Genomic DNA, 18,036 nt, shown 5'->3' with positions numbered 1-18,036 from the left:
GCGCCCTTAAGGGTCTCACCTGACCGCTTGTCCCGCAGGAGTCGGTAACCTTACACTCCAATCAACTTGTCTTTGAAGCAAATCAAAATGCTTTTCTACTGCACCAATCATTATTCAAAAAACATACAAAACAACAGGGGGCAAACATGTTAACATCTTTCGGATTTGTATCAACGGCTCTCAACTTATATGAGGCCTCACCTGCAAAAACGATGACTTATGCTACGTATCAAAAACGTGATGAAAAAGAACGCACAGCACAGCTGCTTGCCATCACGAAAAACAATCTCGAGCGCACTTTACGCGTTCTTCATTATTGTATTGCGCACGAACTTCCTCTTCACCGCATGTCTTCTTCAATCGTTCCTTTAGCTACCCACCCTGAAGCAGGTTGGGATTTTCTAAAGCACACGAAGAAAGAATGCAAAGAGATCGAAAAGCTCGTTAAAAAACACAACATCAGAACGAGCATGCATCCTAACCAGTACACCTTGTTTACGAGCCCTCGGAAAGAGGTAACGTTAAACGCGGTGAAAGATATGCAATATCATTTTGATCTACTAAAAGGCATGGGTATCGAGGACAGAAGCTATATCAATATTCATATTGGCGGGGCTTATGGTGATAAGCCGTCTGCTTTAGAACGCTTTTATGAAAATATTAAACTTCTCCCGTCTGACGTTAAAGCGCGGATGACGCTTGAGAACGACGATAAAACATTCACGACCCAAGAGACGCTAGAAGTCTGTGAAAATGAAGGCATTCCACTTATGTTTGATTACCATCATTATATGGCCAATCCGGATGACAATGGCTCGCTAGAGGAATTGTTACCGAGGTTCGTGAAAACGTGGGAGAATACAGGTCGACCGCCAAAAGTTCATCTTTCCTCACCAAAAGACGAGAAAGCGTACAGAAGTCACCATGACTTTGTAAGTCTGGATTATGTGCTGCCGTTCTTTAAATTGATGTCTAATTATACCGATGAGCTGGATGTAATGATTGAAGCGAAACAAAAAGACCGCGCTGTTCTACAGCTAGTTAGTGAACTGGAGAAAGTACGCGGCTTTAAGAGGATGAGCGGTGGAACCATCCTTATGTAAGGCATGGAATAAATTTTTTAATCTCTGCATTGAAGCTTGCATAATGCTTGATCGGAAGCTGATGCAGCGCTTTATTTATTAAAACAAACTTGGCTTTCGCATGAACATTTCTTGCGTAGATCCTTCTATAAGGATGCATATATTCCGCTTGTTCCCCGTAGATGAACAACAACGGAAAGCGCCACTCTTTTAGATGATCCGTGCATTGGAAGGAAAGACTTTCTTGGTAGAATCGCTGACACGTTTTAGGATCGGTCTGCTTATGATAAGACAACTTTTCTTTTCGATCTTCCGGAGAATTCGAGTGTGTGCTGACGAGAATCTGATTAAGTAGGGCTGGTGCATTTTTTGCCAGCCTTATTCCTGTTTGAAACTGTTTCTTCAGTGCGAATGTAGAAACTTGAGAAAAGCCTCCACTCAAAATAAGGCCCTTTGTCCGATGCGGATATTTTTGAACAAATGCCTGTGCGACCGAACCACCTGCTGAATACCCGCAAATATACGCTTCTTCTAATAATAAATGGTCCAATAGAGAAGCGACATCATCTGCCAAGTCCCATATCGTAAAGCTTTCTGGATCTTTAGTAGACGAACGACCGTGCCCCCTACAATCAGGAAAGATCGTCTGGTAATATGCTGCTAATTCTCTTTGATACTTGAACACGAGATGACTCATACCGGGCGGATGTAAAAAAACAATCGGAGCACCGGTCCCTAGCTTTTCATAATAGATTTGCAACTCAGAGGTCAGCCCGGCTAATGCCATCTTTTCCTCACTTTAGAAAAGTACCTGCCACCCAGATGTAAGCTTGATAGCCTAAATAGATACCGATGATGCCCATGATTCCTGGTAATGCGGGTGGTGCCGGAATCGGGAGTTTTAACAGGGCGAAAACAAAGCCTACAAGAGCGCCTGTTATCAGTGATAATACGATCAACTTCATATATGTACCCCCCTCTTTCAAATGAGTTTCCAAACCTATTTCTTATTAATATGGCATGTTATCCCGACATTATCCCTTTTTTCGTTGCGGTTAGGATTGCGTAGAAGATTTCGTTGTCGCGAGTTCATACTGCTTTTTTATAATACGAATCTGGCCGCGATGACTCAGTTCATCTTCAAATACATGAAACCATTTAAAGTAATTGTTACCAAGTTCATTCCCCCACCATGGTGTTGTTTCATAGAGCCAGGAATCTTCAAGCTTCTGAAAATGCTGTAAGGTAATTTCACGAGTCTTTTTTAAGTCTTCTAGATAAAATTCTGCTGTATTGCCATGGATAATCGTCGCTGCCTCACCTAGATCGAGTGCAGGCTGCAAGGTTTCTGCATAACGCTCGATCTCCTCTTCTGGCAGATCTTTTCCCTCAAATGTGATAAATTGATAAATTTTTTCTACAGCCACAAGATGGGCGAGCAGCATACCGATTGAATTTCCGATTCCGTTGATTCGGTAATCAAGCTCTTCTACGGATAGATCGTGGACATCCCAGATCGTCGTTTCCCTCGTGTAGTCCATCATGGATATCAAGTTAGAAAATTCTTTCGAATACCCTTCAATCTGTCCGATAACAAAAGGGCTTTTGTTGGATGATGTCATTTTATGAACCTCCTAAGCATTGATGTGCTTCAATAGAATTCAAGAAAAGCTTTGAAATTCCTTTTTTGTTTTGGTGAGCTCGTGAATAATGAGAATCGAGCATAATTTCTCGGCATCGAGCATAAATTCCTGGCATCGAGCATAAATCACTGGCATCGAGCATAAATTTCTGGCATCGAGCATAAATCCCTGGCATTGAGCATAAATCCCTGGCATTGAGCATAAATCCCCGGCATCGAGCATATATCCCCGGCATCGAGCATAAATTCCTGGCATCGAGCATAAAACCCTAGAATCGGTCGCAAACTTCTTCCAAAAAGAAAAAAACCTGTCCGAAGACAGGTTTTCCCTATATATTACATACGCTCAGGCGCTTCTACACCAACGATGTTCAATGCATTCTCAATTGTAACTTGAGTAGCTTTCATCAATGCGTAGCGCGCTTGTGATTTTGTTTTGTTTTCTGGATCGAGTACACGCTCTGCGTTATAGAAGCTATGAAGAGCGGAAGCTAGTTCGAACACATAATTCGTAACACGGTGCGTCAAAAGTTTTTCTGCTGCTTCATTGATCACAGCAGGGAACTCTCCAATTTTCTTCAACAGCTCAAACTCTTTTTCCGAATCAATTTGAGAAAGATCTACGTCTCCATCATAAGAAAGACCCATCTCTTCCCCTTGGCGAAGCATACTGCATACACGTGCATGTGCGTATTGTACGTAGAACACAGGGTTTTCGTTCGATTTTGAAACCGCTAAGTCCATATCAAAATCAAGGTGAGTATCGTTTGAACGCATCGCAAAGAAATAACGAGTCGCGTCGATTCCCACTTCTTCCATAAGTTCACGCAGCGTTACAGCTTTACCCGTACGCTTACTCATACGCACTTTTTCGCCGTTTTGGAAAAGAGAAACAAGCTGGATGATCATCACATCGAGTTGTTCTTTATCATAACCAAGTGCTTGAATAGCCGCTTTCATACGCGGGATGTAACCGTGGTGGTCTGCTCCCCAGATGTTGATCAACTTCTCAAATCCACGCTCAAACTTGTCGTTATGATACGCGATATCTGGTGTTAAGTATGTGTAAGATCCGTCATTCTTGATGAGTACACGGTTCTTGTCATCATCATAATCTGTCGTACGGAACCACGTCGCACCTTCTTCTTCATACACAACACCTTTTGCTTTTAACTTTTCAAGTGCTGCATCAATTTTTCCGTTTTGATAGAGAGAAGTCTCAGAGAACCAAACGTCAAAATCCACACGGAATTCAGCAAGATCTGCTTTTAGTTTCTCAAGCTCTCGTGTAAGACCGTATTCACGGAAAAAGCTTACACGCTCGCTCTCTTCTTTATCTAACCAAGAATCGCCGTACTCTTCGGCAAGATCTTTACCAAACTCGATGATATCCGCTCCGTGGTAACCATCTTCAGGCATCTCTTTATCCTTGCCAAGGGCTTGGAAATAACGAGCTTCGATCGACGTAGCTAAGTTGTTGATCTGGTTTCCTGCATCGTTGATGTAGAACTCACGAGAAACGTTATAGCCTGCATAGTCTAGGATATTACAGATCGTATCACCAACAGCTGCACCACGTGCATGTCCTAAGTGAAGCGTTCCTGTTGGGTTCGCAGATACGAACTCGACTTGAACCTTTTTACCGCCGCCATGCTGAGTTCTTCCGTAATCCTTGCCTGCTTTTAGAACAGTCGGTACAAGCTCTGTTAAATAAGAGTTATCCATGTAAAAGTTAATGAAACCAGGACCTGCGATCTCAACTTTTGCGATAGATGCTTTACTTTTATCAAAGTTCGCTACAAGGTCGTCCGCGATCATGCGAGGTGCTTTTTTCGCGACACGCGCTAGTTGCATCGCCATGTTTGTCGCGAAGTCACCATTCGCTTTATCTTTTGGTACTTCAAGAACGACTGCTGGCAGTTCTTCTTTTTTAGCGAGTCCTGCTTTTACAACCGCTTCTTCGATCTCTTCTTTTAACAGCTGCTTGACTTGGTCAAGGATATTCATGCTTTTGCCTCCTGAAAATTAATCTTGATTCGATGTGTTCCTGTATGTTCACCCTGCAGAACTAGCTCATAAGCAAGACTCAGATCTCCCGTCTGCTTTTGCTGATTCCAGCGGAAATTCATTTCATGTGTAGTCGTTTCCATCCAAAGCTGGCCATACGGGCTGTCGTACATGCCTTTTGTCGTCTGGCCGATTAAATATTTCTGTTTCATAGATACACTGCCTGAGCGGATAATCAGAATACCAGCGTGCGTGATCTTAATCACATTATTGACAGAACCTGCACCTTCTATCTCTTCTTTATACTGAAGATAGGTGACGTCCCCTCTTTTATAGAGCTTGCCTTCTGTCTCGGTGAAATGTTTCTCTGCTTCACCGCTGAAATGTACTTCTGAACTTATCGAAAGCGCAACAGACAATTCCGTATCTTGATCCATGCGAACAACACTTCCTTTTTTGATGTACCTCTTTAACTTACCTATTATAAAAGATTTCACTGCTTCCCTTCAACCTTATGGGTGTCTTTTTAAAAATTGTTAGTCTTATTAGGTAAATTTATCCTAAAAACACGTTTTCATGAGTGGATGATTTGGAATGATAGTAGTGAATGGCGTATTATACTCTCGAGAAGATGAAATAGAAATGAGGAGGATCTTATATGAAAAACGAAAGAATTTTACTCGTGAATCGACCAAAAGGCGCACCTCAAAAAAGCGATTTCCGCTTCGAGGAAGCTTCTACTCCTGCACTTGAAAATAATCAGGTACTTTTAAAGACGATCTATCTCTCCGTAGATCCGTATATGAGAGGACGCATGAGCGACCGAAAATCTTACGTGCCTCCATTTCAGTTAAACGAACCAATCTCAGGTGGAATCGTCGGACAAGTTGTTGAATCTCGTTCAGGTGAGCTAGAAGAAGGCGACTTCGTCATTGGTAACTTAGCGTGGCAAAAATACAACGTAGCAAGTGATGCTGAAGTACGTAAATTAGACCCATCTCTAGCTCCACTTACTGCAAACCTTGGTGTGTTAGGTATGACTGGCTTAACCGCATACTTCGGTTTATTAGATATCGGTAACCCACAAGAAGGCGAAACGGTTGTAGTCAGCGGCGCAGCTGGAGCTGTTGGTACGATTGTTGGCCAAATCGCTAAGATCAAAGGTGCTCGTGTTGTCGGAATCGCAGGTTCAGATGATAAGATCTCATACTTAAAAGACGAGCTAGGCTTTGATGCTGCGATCAACTACAAGACAGAAAATGTATATGAAGCGTTAAAAGCGGCTTGTCCGGACGGCGTTGACGTTTATTTTGATAACGTCGGAGGAGAGATCTCTGATAGCGTGCTCGCTTTGATCAACAAAGGCGCTCGCATTCCAGTTTGCGGACAGATCGCGCTTTATAACCTTGAAAAAGCAGACGTTGGTCCACGTATGCAGAGTCAAATTCTGATCAACAGTGCGCTGATGAAAGGATTCATCGTTAGCGATTATGCCGCTCATTTTGAAGAAGGCGCGATCGAACTTGCGAAATGGGTAAAAGAAGGCAAAATTTCTTATAGCGAAAACATCGTTGACGGTTTTGAAAATACGATTGATGCGTTCTTAGGACTTTTTTCAGGTGAGAACACTGGAAAACAGCTTGTTAAAGTAGCTGAGCCTGAGAACATGTAACAAAAGGCGATAGATTAGGGAGTTTTTCACTCGATAAGAAGTGAAAAGCTTCTTTTTTATGTAGTTGCCACAAAAAAACTTGAGCTGAAAACAATCATCCGCTCAAGCCCATTACATTACACAGGTAAAATCATACTAGCAGTCGTACCCTTGCCTTCTATGCTCGTAAACCGAAGTTCACCGTTATGTTCTTTCATGATTTTAGAGCTGATCATGAGACCAAGCCCAGTTCCTTTTTCTTTCGTCGTATAAAAAGGTTCACACATTTTCTCGATTCGATTTCTCGGAATGCCACACCCTTGATCTTTTACGGTCACATGAATCTGGCCGTCTATCATCTGTGCTTGAATCGTGATCTCTCCGCCATCCACCATCGAATCGATCGCATTTTTCAATAAGTTGATCAACACTTGTTTCAGCTCGTTTTCTTCAGCATGAATATGGGGAAGAGCTTTAGGCATCTTCGTACGAATCTGAATGTTTTGTACGATCGCTTCAGGCTGAAGTAGGGCTTCCACAAACTCGATGATCTCTTTTAAACACGTCTTCTTAAACGTTCGAACTTGCGGTTTTGCCAGCAATAATAGCTGTCCCATAATCTGATCGATGCGGTCCAATTCTTTGTCCATGATGCTGTAGTAGTTGGATGGATTAATCCCGTGGCTTTCTTGTAAAAACTGAATAAATCCTTTTAGTGATGTCAACGGATTTCGGATTTCATGCGCAACCGAAGCCGCAAGCTGACCAACGATCGAAAGTTTGTCGGACTGACGCAGCATATCTTCTGATTTTTTTCGATCTGATATATCACGCGTTACCCCAATGATCTCGACGACTTTCCCTGTATCATCCGTGATGCTTTTACACGATGTTTCGAGCCACACATAATGGCCGTCTTTATGCTGTAATCGAAAAGGAACGGTTTTCGTACATGGTCCAGCCATTAACTCTTCGTGTGCTTTTCTAGAAACTTCTTCGTCATCGGGATGAAGCATCCCATAGCCGGTTTCCCCTAAAATTTCTTCAGGTCTTTTCCCTAATAACGCATACGAGGCAGGTGAGATATACGTAAACGATCCATCAGCTTTATGTGTCGTGATCATATCCATCGCATTTTCAGCGAGCAGTCTGTATCTCGCTTCACTCTCTTCTAGCAGTTGTCGGGACTCGATCTTTTCCGTTACCTCCCGGCCAAATACAAGCAAGTTTTTGCGAGTTCCGTCTGGATGAAACACAGGAATTTTGTATACATCAAAAAAACGCGTACTGCCGTCTCGTGCAGGCACGAATTCTTCACACCTTACAATTTCTCTTGCCTGCCACACTTGCTCATCCGTTTCGATACAATATTGAAATACATCTCGAAAGTCAGGCGTGATCTCTGCTAAGTCAGCATCGGTCTTTCCTGTAAAATCGAATCCAGGCAGTTCAAAAAGTTCACCTACAAATTCATTCGCAAATATAAAGCGCCCATCCCCGTCTTTGATGCCAATAAAATCGGGAACAATGTTCATTAACGTTTTCATAAGAGGTTCCTGACAAGAATGAACGACAGCCGGCAATTCTTTCAAGATATAATAGCGTACAGAGCTCTCACCAAACGGCAAAGTTCCTTCACTCACTTTTACCGAAATAAAACCATTCACAGCAAGCAATGTTCCTTCTTCACCGTCTGAATGACGTAAAAGGACTTCTTCCACTGACTTTCGTGTTTCAAAGTCAGCTTGATTTGTCAGATTCAAATAGTGTTGATTCACTGCCGTTATTTCTTCATTCTTATTTAAAACTACTACCGCTTCAGAAAGCTGATCGATAAATGTTTGGAAATATTCCATCTCTTTTGAAATCGCTGTCATTCCACTTGTCCCCCCTTTATCCATCTAATTCTCTACTGTAACTATAGCAAAAAAGACTTAATGATATAACAAAATTCGACAAATTTAGCTAAAAACAGTTTAAGTCAGTTCCTTCCTACTATTTTTCTTAAGATTTCCATTGCTTTACACTTAAGAATTTACTATATTTGATTAATGTAAGAGGTCTGACCTCTAAAACGAATTTATAAAAAGTAATGAGGGAATAAAATGGGTGCTATAGGATTGCTGTTTTCAGGTGGGGCTTTATTCTTAAACAGCTTAATGTTGCTTGGAAAAGCTGAGGAAAAAAGTGTCGCGTTTTTTAATATATTAGTCGGATTACTTCAAGTCATCACGCCGATCTATCTCATTATTACGTCTAATGGATCAAACTGGTCGATGTTCAACAATGGCGCTGTCTTCTTGTTTGGATTCACGTACCTTTATCTAGGAGTAACGATTTTAAAAGGATTCGATTCCAGCGGGCTCGGATGGTACTCGCTGTGGGTAACGATGATGGCTATCGTTTATGCACTTGTGTTTTACGTTCAAGAAAATGACATTGTAAATGCTCTAACGTGGGTGTTGTGGGCGTTCCTATGGTTTCTGTTCTTCTTATCATCCGCACTTAAAAAACCGTACGAAAATTATATCGGAAGAGTCGCTTTCGTTCAGTCATGGGTGACGTTAACGCTGCCTTCTCTATTCATGCTGCTTGATTTGTGGCAAAACGCCAAGCTTCAAGAAATCTGGACGTATGTATGCATCGGATCAATGGTTTATTTTGTAGTAGAAGCGATTTTGTTTGCAAAATCGATCAAAAAAGAAAAATTAGTTGAAGAATTAGCTTAGGTGCTCACCGGTCTCGATGATTCGAGGCCGGTTTTCTTATGTCTTGGGGTCTGCTAGATGTTGTGTGATGAGGGTGGCGGATGGCAATTAAGTCGTTTTGATGAGTAATTAAGTCGGAGTATGGTTCTATTAAGCCTATTTCGAAAAAATTAAGTCTAAATTCATACCAATTAAGTCTAATTCACAAAATAAAGGCGATTCGACACAGCTCGACATTCCCTCAACATGCACACCAAATAAAAAACCCCTGTTCAACGGCTACAAACAACAGCCTTCAAACAGGGGTTACATTTATATTATTTTACCCAGCCTAACAAGATCTCACGAAGAAACTTGCTAGCTGCGATTGGTGTTTGCTCGGAGTGGTCATAAACGGGAGCCACTTCTACTAAGTCTGCTCCGATCACGTTGATGTCCGCTTTTGCGATCAACTGAATCGCTTCAAGAAGCTCTTTTGACGTGATTCCTCCAGCTTCAGCTGTTCCTGTTCCAGGAGCTGCAGATGGATCTAACACATCAATATCGATCGTAACGTACACGTTACGTCCCTTTAATGTTGGAAGTACTTCTTTTAACGGCTCAGCCACATCAAACTTGTACATGTGCATGCCGCTTGTTTTTGCGAATTCAAACTCTTCACGCATACCAGAACGGATTCCGAACGAATACACGTTTTCTGCGCCGATCAAATCACATACTTTACGGATCGGTGTTGAGTGAGAAAGAACTTCTCCTTCATACTGCTCACGAAGATCAGCATGTGCATCGATATGAATCACAACATAGTCATCGTATTTTTGCTTCAACGCTTTGAATACCGGCCAAGTCACAAGGTGCTCTCCACCCATTCCTAGCGGAAACTTGTTGTCAGCGAGTAACGTTGAAACGTACTCTTCGATCATATCAAGTGAACGCTGAGGATTTCCAAACGGTAACGGGATGTCTCCTGCATCAAAATAGTTCACTTCTTCAAGATGCTTGTCCATGTATGGGCTGTACTCTTCAAGACCAAGAGATGCCTCACGAATACGAGCAGGGCCAAAACGGCTACCCGGACGGAAAGAAACCGTCCAATCCATCGGCATGCCGTAAAGAACAGCATCAGCCGTCTTATAATCAGGCTTACTTAAAATAAACACATTTCCAGAATAAGCTTCATCAAAACGCATGATTTTACACTCCTTATGTAAAATACAGGACCGTCCTAAAAAGCAAGCTCACACTTACCTTTGACGGCCCTCATTTTAATTCATTATTTTTAATAAAAACTATACTTGTTGTTTTGCCTATTTTGCTTCAATGACTAGTTAATTGTAGCGCAAGGGCGAGACTCCTGCGGGACAAGCGGTCAGGTGAGACACTTAATGGCGCATAGCGGCAAGTGGCTCACCGCCTGCCCCGCGGAAAGCGAGCCACTGTAGCGGAAATTAACCTCATTCAAACAACAATGTATATGCAAACTTATTTTTTAATTAGATCACTAACAAACTTCGGCAGCGCGAACGCAGCTGTGTGAAGTTGTGGCGTCCAATACTTTGTTTCGATATCGTGGAAACGATCAGCCGGTACTTCTAGAGGATCGTGTTTCTTAGATCCGATCGTGAACGTCCAAAGTCCGCTTGGGTAAGTTGGTATGTTCGCTGTGTAAAGACGCGTGATCGGGAAGATCTCACTAACATCACTGAATACTTGAGAGATCAACTCAGGCGTGAACCAAGGGTTGTCCGTTTGAGCAACGAAGATTCCGTCTTCTTTAAGAGCTTTAGAGATTCCTTCATAGAAACCTTTTTCAAAAAGCTTAGCAGCTGGTCCAACCGGCTCAGTTGAGTCAACCATAATTACATCGTACTCGTTATTGCTCGTTGCGATGTGCATGAATCCGTCATCTACTTTTACTTCAACGCGCGGGTTCTCAAGGTCCCCAGCGATTTCAGGCAAGTATTGCTTAGAATATTCGATTACTTTTCCATCGATCTCAACAAGAACTGCTTTTTCTACAGATGGGTGCTTTAACACTTCACGGATTACTCCACCGTCTCCTCCACCTACAACTAGAACGTTTTTTGGGTTAGGGTGTGTAAAAAGAGGTACGTGTGCTACCATCTCGTGGTAAACGAACTCGTCTTTTTGCGTTGTCATAACCATGCCATCAAGGATCAGCATGTTTCCGAACTCTTCAGTTTCAACCATATCTAGCTTTTGAAATTCTGTTTGCTCAGATACGTACGTTTTGTTAATTTTCATCGTAATTCCGAAATTTTCCGTTTGTTTTTCAGTAAACCAAATACTCATGTTGGTCTCACTCCTACTATATATTTTGAAATGCCAGGCATCGTTGTTTCGAGATTTTACAAACAAAATGATTATAGCATTCTGGGACCTAACATTCCAATTCAATTTTTGTAAGAACGCATCTAATTTCGAATAACCACTTCTTATCCATACCACATTTCTGTTTTCCTAATCGATATCCACGAAAAATGAGTCAATTACCCTGTTTCTTTCGGCTGACTATTCTGACTACTTAAGTGGTATAATGATGATAGCGTTCAGAAGGACAGACGGTCGGCGCATTCCCTTTTTTAAACTGAAGCTGGACATCTTGCGGGTATCCGCAGCTTACAGTTAAGGGGGGTGATGCCTCTGACGATCTTTGAGGCGTTGATGTTCGCGGTCGCTTTCAGCTCGCTTATCGTTACTGTCCTTACGTCTAAAAATAAATAGGCCTCTGTCACACGTGTAAAAGCACCGGCTTTTCGTCTCAGAAAATCCGGCCTTGCTTTACCGACTCGTGTGTCCCTTCTGGCGCCCATTCGTCCGTGTCTCGTGCACGGGCGATTTCTTTTTCGATGGAATATGATATAACCGGCCAAATTAGGAACAATTCGTGTTAACACACTTATACCAACGGGGGTATTTTCCACTCTAATTCAATAAATTAGAGCTATAATCCCGGAAATTATTGATTTTATTCCGCGAGTTTTAGCTTTAATCCCGCGATTTTTGTCCATTTATCCACGAGTTGACAAAATTATACTCCATCACCCAATTCTATACCCCTAGCCCTTACAAAATGCACGACTCAAAAATAAATAAACCATGAGCAACCTTCCCGCTCATGGCTTTAAACCCTTACTCACCCATAGAACTATTCCTTACAATCGCATCTATAATGATATCCCAATCCTCTGTATGCAGCTCATGGCCTGTTCCTTCGAGCGTGACGAGTTCAGCATGCGGAATCGCTCTCGCAAGCGCTTGACCGCGTTCGAACGAAAGGGCCCGATCTTCTGTTCCGTGAAGAATAATCGTAGGAACTCTAATTTCATTCATCCGATCGAAATAATCTTCACCGCCGCCTAGATACATATAGTTAAATCGGCTTTGAATCTGTTTGGCGCGTGTGTATTCTCTTTCTGCCAATGCGTACATTCTTTTCTTTTCAAAAGGTTTAGATCCCGAAAGGACTTCCCATCCGTCTGCTAGATAAGCGATCGCCTCTTCTCGATTATTCCAATCAATAGATGCACTTTTTCCATGGAAATCTAAAATCTCTTGATCCATCTGAGGCAGCTCAGCTTGCTCTGAACCGAAGACACTGGACGCAAGAATCGTGAGGCTTCGTACACGTTCAGGATGCTTGATCGCCATAATCTGACCGATCATTCCACCAAGAGACATTCCCATGATATTCACTTTCTCTATGGAATAGGCATCTAGAATGCCAAACGCATCATCAGCCAGGTCAGCAATCGTATAGTTCGACGTGCCAGGTTCATAGACCACGGATTGACCTAGGTCACGGTGATCATACCGAATCACAAATCTCCCCGCTGCTGCTAGACGCTCACAAAATTCTGTATCCCACCAATCAAGCGAAGACATCGCCCCCATGATGAGCAGAACAGCAGGATCACTAGGGTTACCGAAGCTTTCTGTATTTATATCTACCTGATTTGATTGTAAAAGTTGTTGTTTCATCATTGTTTCCTCCGTGATTTTATTTTTTTGCCTAAAATATAGCGCAGAGCAATAAGTACTCAACGGAGTCGTCTTGGCCTGCACTTGTCATTAACGAAGTTTGATCCATTTAATGATCATGACGTGTCGGCCTCCTTTTGTAGGTATTCAATTTTATTTATTTTAACATAATTTTCTGAACTTTTTTGTCAAAAAAAAAACAAAAAGCACCCGCGATTACCCACTCACGGCTGCTTTTCCCATTTTACATTCAATTAACAGTACTAGTGGAGGTGGATAAGTAAATCTTCTAAAAAATAGTCACTGAGGTATACCTAAAACAATGGAAGCCCTACCTCTCTTCCATCCTTACGGCTCCTTGTCCGTGCCAGTGTGAATCAGTATTACTACGATCATGTGATTATTAAATAGAATTGGATTTGAAAAACTTCATAAGGTTATAGAGGAAAGTAAAATCAAAATTAAGGATTAACTCTTGTAGAAATTAAAGAGGTTACTTTAAGTAAGTTTAAGAAGTGTGTTGTTTCTGAAACGACTATGAATGAGATTCTTTTCAAGCCTCATACCATGCCATTAAACCTTAACAGAAACTTTTGATTTGGGTTTCAGTGATTCCTTCGATTACTTCCAGTTCACTGAGTAAAAATCCATATGCACTTTCCAACATCTTTTTTTCGCTTGCATTCAGTGTTTTTTCTTTCTTCATACGCATCAAATCACGTACAACTTCGGCACCATCACGTATTTCCCCCGTTTTTAGCTTATCTGAATTTACTTTGTATCTTTCTTTCCACGTTAGTAATGTTTCAGATTCTCCATTGTGAAAATCGTGCATGATCTGCTTTAGTGCTAATAGTTCTGTAACTGGACGAATTTTAGAAGTCATAATCTTACATGCTGGAATCATAACTTGCATGTTGCTGACTGACATCTTTATCACATAATACTGTTGTTTTTCGTCGGGGAATTCTTTTTCTTCAATGGCTTCAATTACGCCAACTCCATGCATTGGGTACACAATGTTATCGCCAATTTGAAACAAATACTCCACCTCCAGATTTGCTAACCTTCTAAGAGTATCATACGAGTTGATTTTAATCAAATATTTTATAATATCACGATTATAATTTTCATGTCAATCATTTTCACAACAAAAAAAGTGCCTCAATTTTGAGACACCCTACTTATCATAATCGCCCTAGAAGCTCTTTCGTTCGATCTTTAGCGTTTGCTATCACTTTTTCTTCATCAATCGTCTTCAACTCGCGGCCGCGCATAACGATTTTGCCATCGATGATCACCGTATCCACATCTTGTCCCGTTGCAGAATATACAAGAAGATTAGCCGGTTCATGACTTGGCGTTAGATGAAGCTTGTTCATGTCCATCAATAGAAGGTCTGCCTTTTTACCGACCGTTAAGGACCCCACCTCATCCCCGATTCCAAGGATGTCAGCACCATGCTGCGTGGCCATCGATAAAACATCATGCGCACTGAGCACCGCCGCTTCTTCGTACTTCAGTTTTTGGAACCAGCTAGCAGCTTTCATTTCTAAGAAAAGATCAAGAGAACTGGCACTCGCTGGTCCATCCGTTCCTAAACCAACCTTCACACCGCTATCCATTAAACGTTTTACATCACCGATCCCGCATCCGAGCTTCGCATTACTTACCGGATTGTGAATGATACCGCCCTGGATGGTTTTCAGCGTTTCATAATCTGCATCGTTAAAATGAACACCGTGCGCGAGAAGTACTTGGCGATCGAACACCCCTGCTTGTTTTAAATATTCAACCGGTCTCAGTCCATGCTTTTCTTGAATCATTTTCTCTTCGTCTTTCGTTTCTGCCAAATGAATATGAAGCGGAACGTTCTTTTCTTTTGAAAGATTTACAGCCGCCCTCAAAAAATCAGGGGGACACATATATGGTGAATGCGGAGCGATCATCGTTGTGATTCGACCGTCTCCTTGTCCGTGCCAGCGGTCAACAACATCAGCCGCTTCCTTCAATCGACCTTCATAATCCGAGTCCATCGCGATAAGCCCTCGTGCGATAACGGAACGAATACCCGATTCAACGGCCGCTTCTCCGATCGTGTCGATTCCTATGTACATATCTGCGTAAGAAGTTGTGCCACTCTTAATCATTTCCGCCATGGAAAGAAGTGCGCCCCAATAACGATCTTCATCATTCATCTTCATCTCAAGCGGAAGCATCTTTTTATTTAACCAAGTCATCAATGTCACATCATCACTATAGCAACGCAACAGCGACATCGGTGTATGCTGATGTCCGTTCACTAAGCCCGGCAGCGCCAGCATCCCTTTTCCGTCGAGCTTCTCAACCGTTTCATCGCATTCAAAGTTTCCTATTGAATCAATCCTATTATTTTTTATAAGGATATCTCCCGTGTTAACAACCCATTTTCCATCTGCCGAAACGGTCATATATTGAATGTTTTGTATAAGCATGTTTCGAACCTCCTCTTTCTCACAGCCATTATAGCACTTCATTCTCACTTCACGTTTAAGGAGCATCTTTTTTCACCATACTAGATAACAAAATGAGAGTTTTTAAGGAGGGCGGATTATGAAGTTTTGGCAGATCTATAAAGAAGCTACGAAACAGCAGAAAATACGCTGGATGAAAAAATGGGGTCTTATCGTTGCTGGATGCTTTGCATTATCCTTTGTCGGGCTTTTGCTGCTCGCTAAACTCATGGGCCCTCCCGCTCTGCTTGTTCCGCAAACGACTATCATGTACGCAGCGGACGGTTCTAAAATGGGTGAGATCAACAACGGCGGTCAGAACCGGTATTGGGTTCCACTCAAAAAAATTGATAAACATGTGATCAATGCAACGATCTCTATTGAAGATAAAAGTTTTTATAAACATAACGGTTTTGATATGAAGCGGATTGGGGGCGCATTGCTCGCTGACCTAAAAGCTGGCGCAAAAGTTCAAGGAGCCAGTACCATCACGCAGCAGTATGCCCGTAATCTCTTTTTAACACATGACAAAACATGGCGAAGAAAGTTTCAAGAAGCTTTCTACACCCTGCGTCTTGAGATGAGTTATTCAAAGGATGAGATTTTAGAAGGTTATTTGAACACGATCTATTACGGACACGGCTCTTATGGCATCCAATCCGCATCTCGCTACTATTTCGGCAAAAATGCTGAAGAGCTCTCACTAGGTGAAGCAACGATGTTAGCGGGAATTCCAAAAGGTCCGAGCTATTATTCTCCGATCCTTCATGAAGAGAACGCGAAAAAAAGACAAAGCATCATCTTAAACGCGATGGCTGAAGATGGAACGATTAAGAAGTCAGCCGTCCAAAAAGCAGCATCCGATCAGTTAACCTATGTAAGAGAAGAAGAGGAAGAAGTCGCAACGGTCGCTCCTTACTTTCAGGATGCCGTGATGCGTGCTTTAAAAAAGGAACTGAACGTGAACACGAACTCGATACAATTCGGTGGCCTTCGAATCTACACGACGCTTGATCCAAAAATGCAAGAAGTTGCTGAACACACGATTGAAAATCGCATCATCGATAACAGTTCGATCCAAACAGCATTAGTTGCTATGGATCCTCGAAGCGGAGATGTGAAAGCGCTCGTTGGCGGCAGAGATTTTGAGCAGAGTTCGTTTAACCGTGCCCTTCAAGCGAAGCGTGCGCCAGGTTCAACATTTAAGCCTTTTCTATATTATACGGCGCTTGAGCATGGATACACTGCGTCTACTCCTATTAAATCAGAACGAACAACATTCGCGATGGGAGATGGTGTAGGCGATTATAAGCCGAAGAACTTCAAGAACCGCTATGCAAATGATTTTATTACGATGGCTCAGGCGCTCGCGCTGTCAGATAATATTTATGCTGTAAAAACGAATCTCTATCTCGGCCCGAAGAAGCTTGTTAAAACAGCTAAGAAATTCGGGATTAAAAGTGAACTCGCGAGCATCCCTTCACTTGCACTAGGCTCAAAAGCAGTAGGTGTGTTAGAACTGACGAACGCATACGGCGTGTTTGCAAATGGTGGTAAGAAGGTAGATCCTGTTTTCATCACGAAGATTACAGATTCTAAAGGCAAAGTGCTGTATGAACATAAATATGAAAGTAAACAAGTCATCGACGAGAACAAAGCTTTTGTTATGACCGATCTGTTAGCCGGTACGTTTGATGAAAAATTGAATGACTATACGAGTGTGACAGGCTCAAGTATCAACCACTATCTGACGCGTCCGATGGCTGGAAAATCAGGTTCTACGCCGAATGACAGTTGGATGGTCGGATATTCTCCACAACTTGTTACAGGCGTTTGGGTCGGCTACGATAACAACGAAGAGCTGCATGATGTGAACGATACAGGATACTCCAAACGAATCTGGGCGTATTTTATGGAAGGTGCGTTGAAGAACAAAGAGATTCTATCGTTTGAACAACCAGAAGGCGTTACAGCGGTAACGATCAACCCACAAAACGGAAAGCTCGCAACCGATAGCTGTCCAATAACTCGCATCTCCTATTATGAAAAAGGAACAGAACCCGTAGAATATTGTGATGAACACGGTGCTTCAATTGAAATAAAAGAAAAGTTAGAGCAAAAAAAAGAGGAAAAAGGGTTCTTCAACCGGATTTTTTCTTGGTGATGTGACGTTAACCTTGTCAGCTCGCTGCTAGACGTTGCCAGCCAGCTACACGAAGCATTCAATCCAAAAGTTTTAGGTCTGAATCCATAAGTTTTGAGCTTTAATCCACAAGTTTCGGGCTTTAATCCACAAGTTTTTGCTAAATATCCACGAGTCGATACAGTTCGACATATCCCGACTATCTTGCATCATTCGCTAAACTCAAAAAAAGGACAATAAAATGCCCGGAGCTCTACTACAGGAGCCCCGGGCACTTTATTGTCCTAGAAACATTGTGTGTACAATGCT

General features: G+C 42.2%; 15 protein-coding genes. 4 read left to right on the top strand and 11 right to left on the bottom strand.

Annotated features, from left to right (window positions below):
- Positions 1 to 146 precede the first annotated feature (146 nt).
- The gene (uvsE, locus tag ACFS5O_RS04805) at positions 147 to 1,103 is read left to right on the top strand and encodes a UV DNA damage repair endonuclease UvsE (RefSeq protein ID WP_205724916.1); all 957 of its coding nucleotides are present in this window, start codon (positions 147 to 149) and stop codon (positions 1,101 to 1,103) included.
- Here the strand turns inward: uvsE and ACFS5O_RS04800 are convergent.
- The 5 genes from ACFS5O_RS04800 to ACFS5O_RS04780 form a co-directional block, all read right to left on the bottom strand.
- Complete coding sequence (locus ACFS5O_RS04800) at positions 1,096 to 1,869, bottom strand: alpha/beta fold hydrolase (protein WP_205724915.1); 774 nt, start codon at positions 1,867 to 1,869, stop codon at positions 1,096 to 1,098. The genes uvsE and ACFS5O_RS04800 overlap by 8 nt on opposite strands.
- Before the next feature lie 7 nt (positions 1,870 to 1,876).
- Entirely contained in the window at positions 1,877 to 2,047 is a 171-nt protein-coding gene (locus tag ACFS5O_RS04795) for a DUF1427 family protein (protein ID WP_205724914.1), read from the bottom strand.
- Between the two features lie 90 nt (positions 2,048 to 2,137).
- The gene (locus tag ACFS5O_RS04790; protein ID WP_205724913.1) at positions 2,138 to 2,704 is read right to left on the bottom strand and encodes a DinB family protein; all 567 of its coding nucleotides are present in this window, start codon (positions 2,702 to 2,704) and stop codon (positions 2,138 to 2,140) included.
- 356 nt (positions 2,705 to 3,060) lie between these two features.
- Positions 3,061 to 4,731 carry an arginine--tRNA ligase gene (argS, locus tag ACFS5O_RS04785; RefSeq protein ID WP_205724912.1) on the bottom strand — a complete coding sequence of 557 codons (1,671 nt, stop codon included), beginning with the start codon at positions 4,729 to 4,731 and terminating at the stop codon, positions 3,061 to 3,063.
- Entirely contained in the window at positions 4,728 to 5,168 is a 441-nt protein-coding gene (locus tag ACFS5O_RS04780; protein WP_066399089.1) for a YwiB family protein, read from the bottom strand. Before ACFS5O_RS04780 ends, argS begins: the two co-directional genes overlap by 4 nt.
- A 221-nt stretch (positions 5,169 to 5,389) precedes the next feature.
- On the opposite strand from ACFS5O_RS04780, the gene ACFS5O_RS04775 reads away from it, so the two are divergent.
- Positions 5,390 to 6,403: an NADP-dependent oxidoreductase gene (locus ACFS5O_RS04775; RefSeq protein ID WP_205724911.1), complete on the top strand. Its 1,014-nt coding sequence runs from the start codon at positions 5,390 to 5,392 to the stop codon at positions 6,401 to 6,403.
- Between the two features lie 116 nt (positions 6,404 to 6,519).
- Here the strand turns inward: ACFS5O_RS04775 and ACFS5O_RS04770 are convergent, their stop codons facing one another.
- Positions 6,520 to 8,259, bottom strand: a complete 1,740-nt coding sequence (locus ACFS5O_RS04770) for a PAS domain S-box protein (protein WP_205724910.1) — start codon at positions 8,257 to 8,259, stop codon at positions 6,520 to 6,522.
- A 228-nt stretch (positions 8,260 to 8,487) separates the two neighbouring features.
- On the opposite strand from ACFS5O_RS04770, the gene ACFS5O_RS04765 reads away from it, so the two are divergent.
- Entirely contained in the window at positions 8,488 to 9,111 is a 624-nt protein-coding gene (locus ACFS5O_RS04765) for an AmiS/UreI family transporter (RefSeq protein ID WP_205724909.1), read from the top strand.
- 296 nt (positions 9,112 to 9,407) lie between these two features.
- Here the strand turns inward: ACFS5O_RS04765 and speB are convergent, their stop codons facing one another.
- The 5 genes from speB to ACFS5O_RS04740 all read right to left on the bottom strand — a co-directional run bounded on the left by speB (position 9,408) and on the right by ACFS5O_RS04740 (position 15,566).
- Positions 9,408 to 10,280: an agmatinase gene (speB, locus tag ACFS5O_RS04760; RefSeq protein ID WP_066399100.1), complete on the bottom strand. Its 873-nt coding sequence runs from the start codon at positions 10,278 to 10,280 to the stop codon at positions 9,408 to 9,410.
- Positions 10,281 to 10,572: 292 nt separating this feature from the next.
- Positions 10,573 to 11,403 carry a polyamine aminopropyltransferase gene (gene speE / locus ACFS5O_RS04755; protein WP_205724908.1) on the bottom strand — a complete coding sequence of 277 codons (831 nt, stop codon included), beginning with the start codon at positions 11,401 to 11,403 and terminating at the stop codon, positions 10,573 to 10,575.
- An 840-nt stretch (positions 11,404 to 12,243) separates the two neighbouring features.
- The gene (gene mle / locus ACFS5O_RS04750) at positions 12,244 to 13,092 is read right to left on the bottom strand and encodes an alpha/beta fold macrolide esterase (protein WP_205724907.1); all 849 of its coding nucleotides are present in this window, start codon (positions 13,090 to 13,092) and stop codon (positions 12,244 to 12,246) included.
- Between the two features lie 580 nt (positions 13,093 to 13,672).
- Positions 13,673 to 14,134 carry a CarD family transcriptional regulator gene (locus ACFS5O_RS04745; RefSeq protein WP_205724906.1) on the bottom strand — a complete coding sequence of 154 codons (462 nt, stop codon included), beginning with the start codon at positions 14,132 to 14,134 and terminating at the stop codon, positions 13,673 to 13,675.
- Positions 14,135 to 14,279: 145 nt separating this feature from the next.
- Positions 14,280 to 15,566 (bottom strand): amidohydrolase, encoded by a 1,287-nt coding sequence (locus ACFS5O_RS04740; RefSeq protein WP_205724905.1) that lies wholly within the window; start codon positions 15,564 to 15,566, stop codon positions 14,280 to 14,282.
- 118 nt (positions 15,567 to 15,684) lie between these two features.
- On the opposite strand from ACFS5O_RS04740, the gene ACFS5O_RS04735 reads away from it, so the two are divergent.
- Positions 15,685 to 17,748 carry a transglycosylase domain-containing protein gene (locus ACFS5O_RS04735; RefSeq protein WP_205724904.1) on the top strand — a complete coding sequence of 688 codons (2,064 nt, stop codon included), beginning with the start codon at positions 15,685 to 15,687 and terminating at the stop codon, positions 17,746 to 17,748.
- Positions 17,749 to 18,036 lie beyond the last annotated feature (288 nt).

Source organism: Fictibacillus nanhaiensis (genome assembly GCF_042686385.1).
Lineage (GTDB): Bacteria > Bacillota > Bacilli > Bacillales > Fictibacillaceae > Fictibacillus > Fictibacillus nanhaiensis.
The sequence above is the reverse complement of the archived record's forward strand: the minus strand, read 5'-3'. Positions and strand labels throughout refer to the sequence as shown.

What these genes read in the sequence shown, in the direction of transcription:
- uvsE (WP_205724916.1), top strand. Translation starts at nt 147, where the DNA reads ATGTTAACATCTTTCGGATTTGTATCAACGGCTCTCAACTTATATGAG.
- ACFS5O_RS04800 (WP_205724915.1), bottom strand. Translation starts at nt 1,869, where the DNA reads ATGGCATTAGCCGGGCTGACCTCTGAGTTGCAAATCTATTATGAAAAG.
- ACFS5O_RS04795 (WP_205724914.1), bottom strand. Translation starts at nt 2,047, where the DNA reads ATGAAGTTGATCGTATTATCACTGATAACAGGCGCTCTTGTAGGCTTT.
- ACFS5O_RS04790 (WP_205724913.1), bottom strand. Translation starts at nt 2,704, where the DNA reads ATGACATCATCCAACAAAAGCCCTTTTGTTATCGGACAGATTGAAGGG.
- argS (WP_205724912.1), bottom strand. Translation starts at nt 4,731, where the DNA reads ATGAATATCCTTGACCAAGTCAAGCAGCTGTTAAAAGAAGAGATCGAA.
- ACFS5O_RS04780 (WP_066399089.1), bottom strand. Translation starts at nt 5,168, where the DNA reads ATGGATCAAGATACGGAATTGTCTGTTGCGCTTTCGATAAGTTCAGAA.
- ACFS5O_RS04775 (WP_205724911.1), top strand. Translation starts at nt 5,390, where the DNA reads ATGAAAAACGAAAGAATTTTACTCGTGAATCGACCAAAAGGCGCACCT.
- ACFS5O_RS04770 (WP_205724910.1), bottom strand. Translation starts at nt 8,259, where the DNA reads ATGACAGCGATTTCAAAAGAGATGGAATATTTCCAAACATTTATCGAT.
- ACFS5O_RS04765 (WP_205724909.1), top strand. Translation starts at nt 8,488, where the DNA reads ATGGGTGCTATAGGATTGCTGTTTTCAGGTGGGGCTTTATTCTTAAAC.
- speB (WP_066399100.1), bottom strand. Translation starts at nt 10,280, where the DNA reads ATGCGTTTTGATGAAGCTTATTCTGGAAATGTGTTTATTTTAAGTAAG.
- speE (WP_205724908.1), bottom strand. Translation starts at nt 11,403, where the DNA reads ATGAGTATTTGGTTTACTGAAAAACAAACGGAAAATTTCGGAATTACG.
- mle (WP_205724907.1), bottom strand. Translation starts at nt 13,092, where the DNA reads ATGAAACAACAACTTTTACAATCAAATCAGGTAGATATAAATACAGAA.
- ACFS5O_RS04740 (WP_205724905.1), bottom strand. Translation starts at nt 15,566, where the DNA reads ATGCTTATACAAAACATTCAATATATGACCGTTTCGGCAGATGGAAAA.
- ACFS5O_RS04735 (WP_205724904.1), top strand. Translation starts at nt 15,685, where the DNA reads ATGAAGTTTTGGCAGATCTATAAAGAAGCTACGAAACAGCAGAAAATA.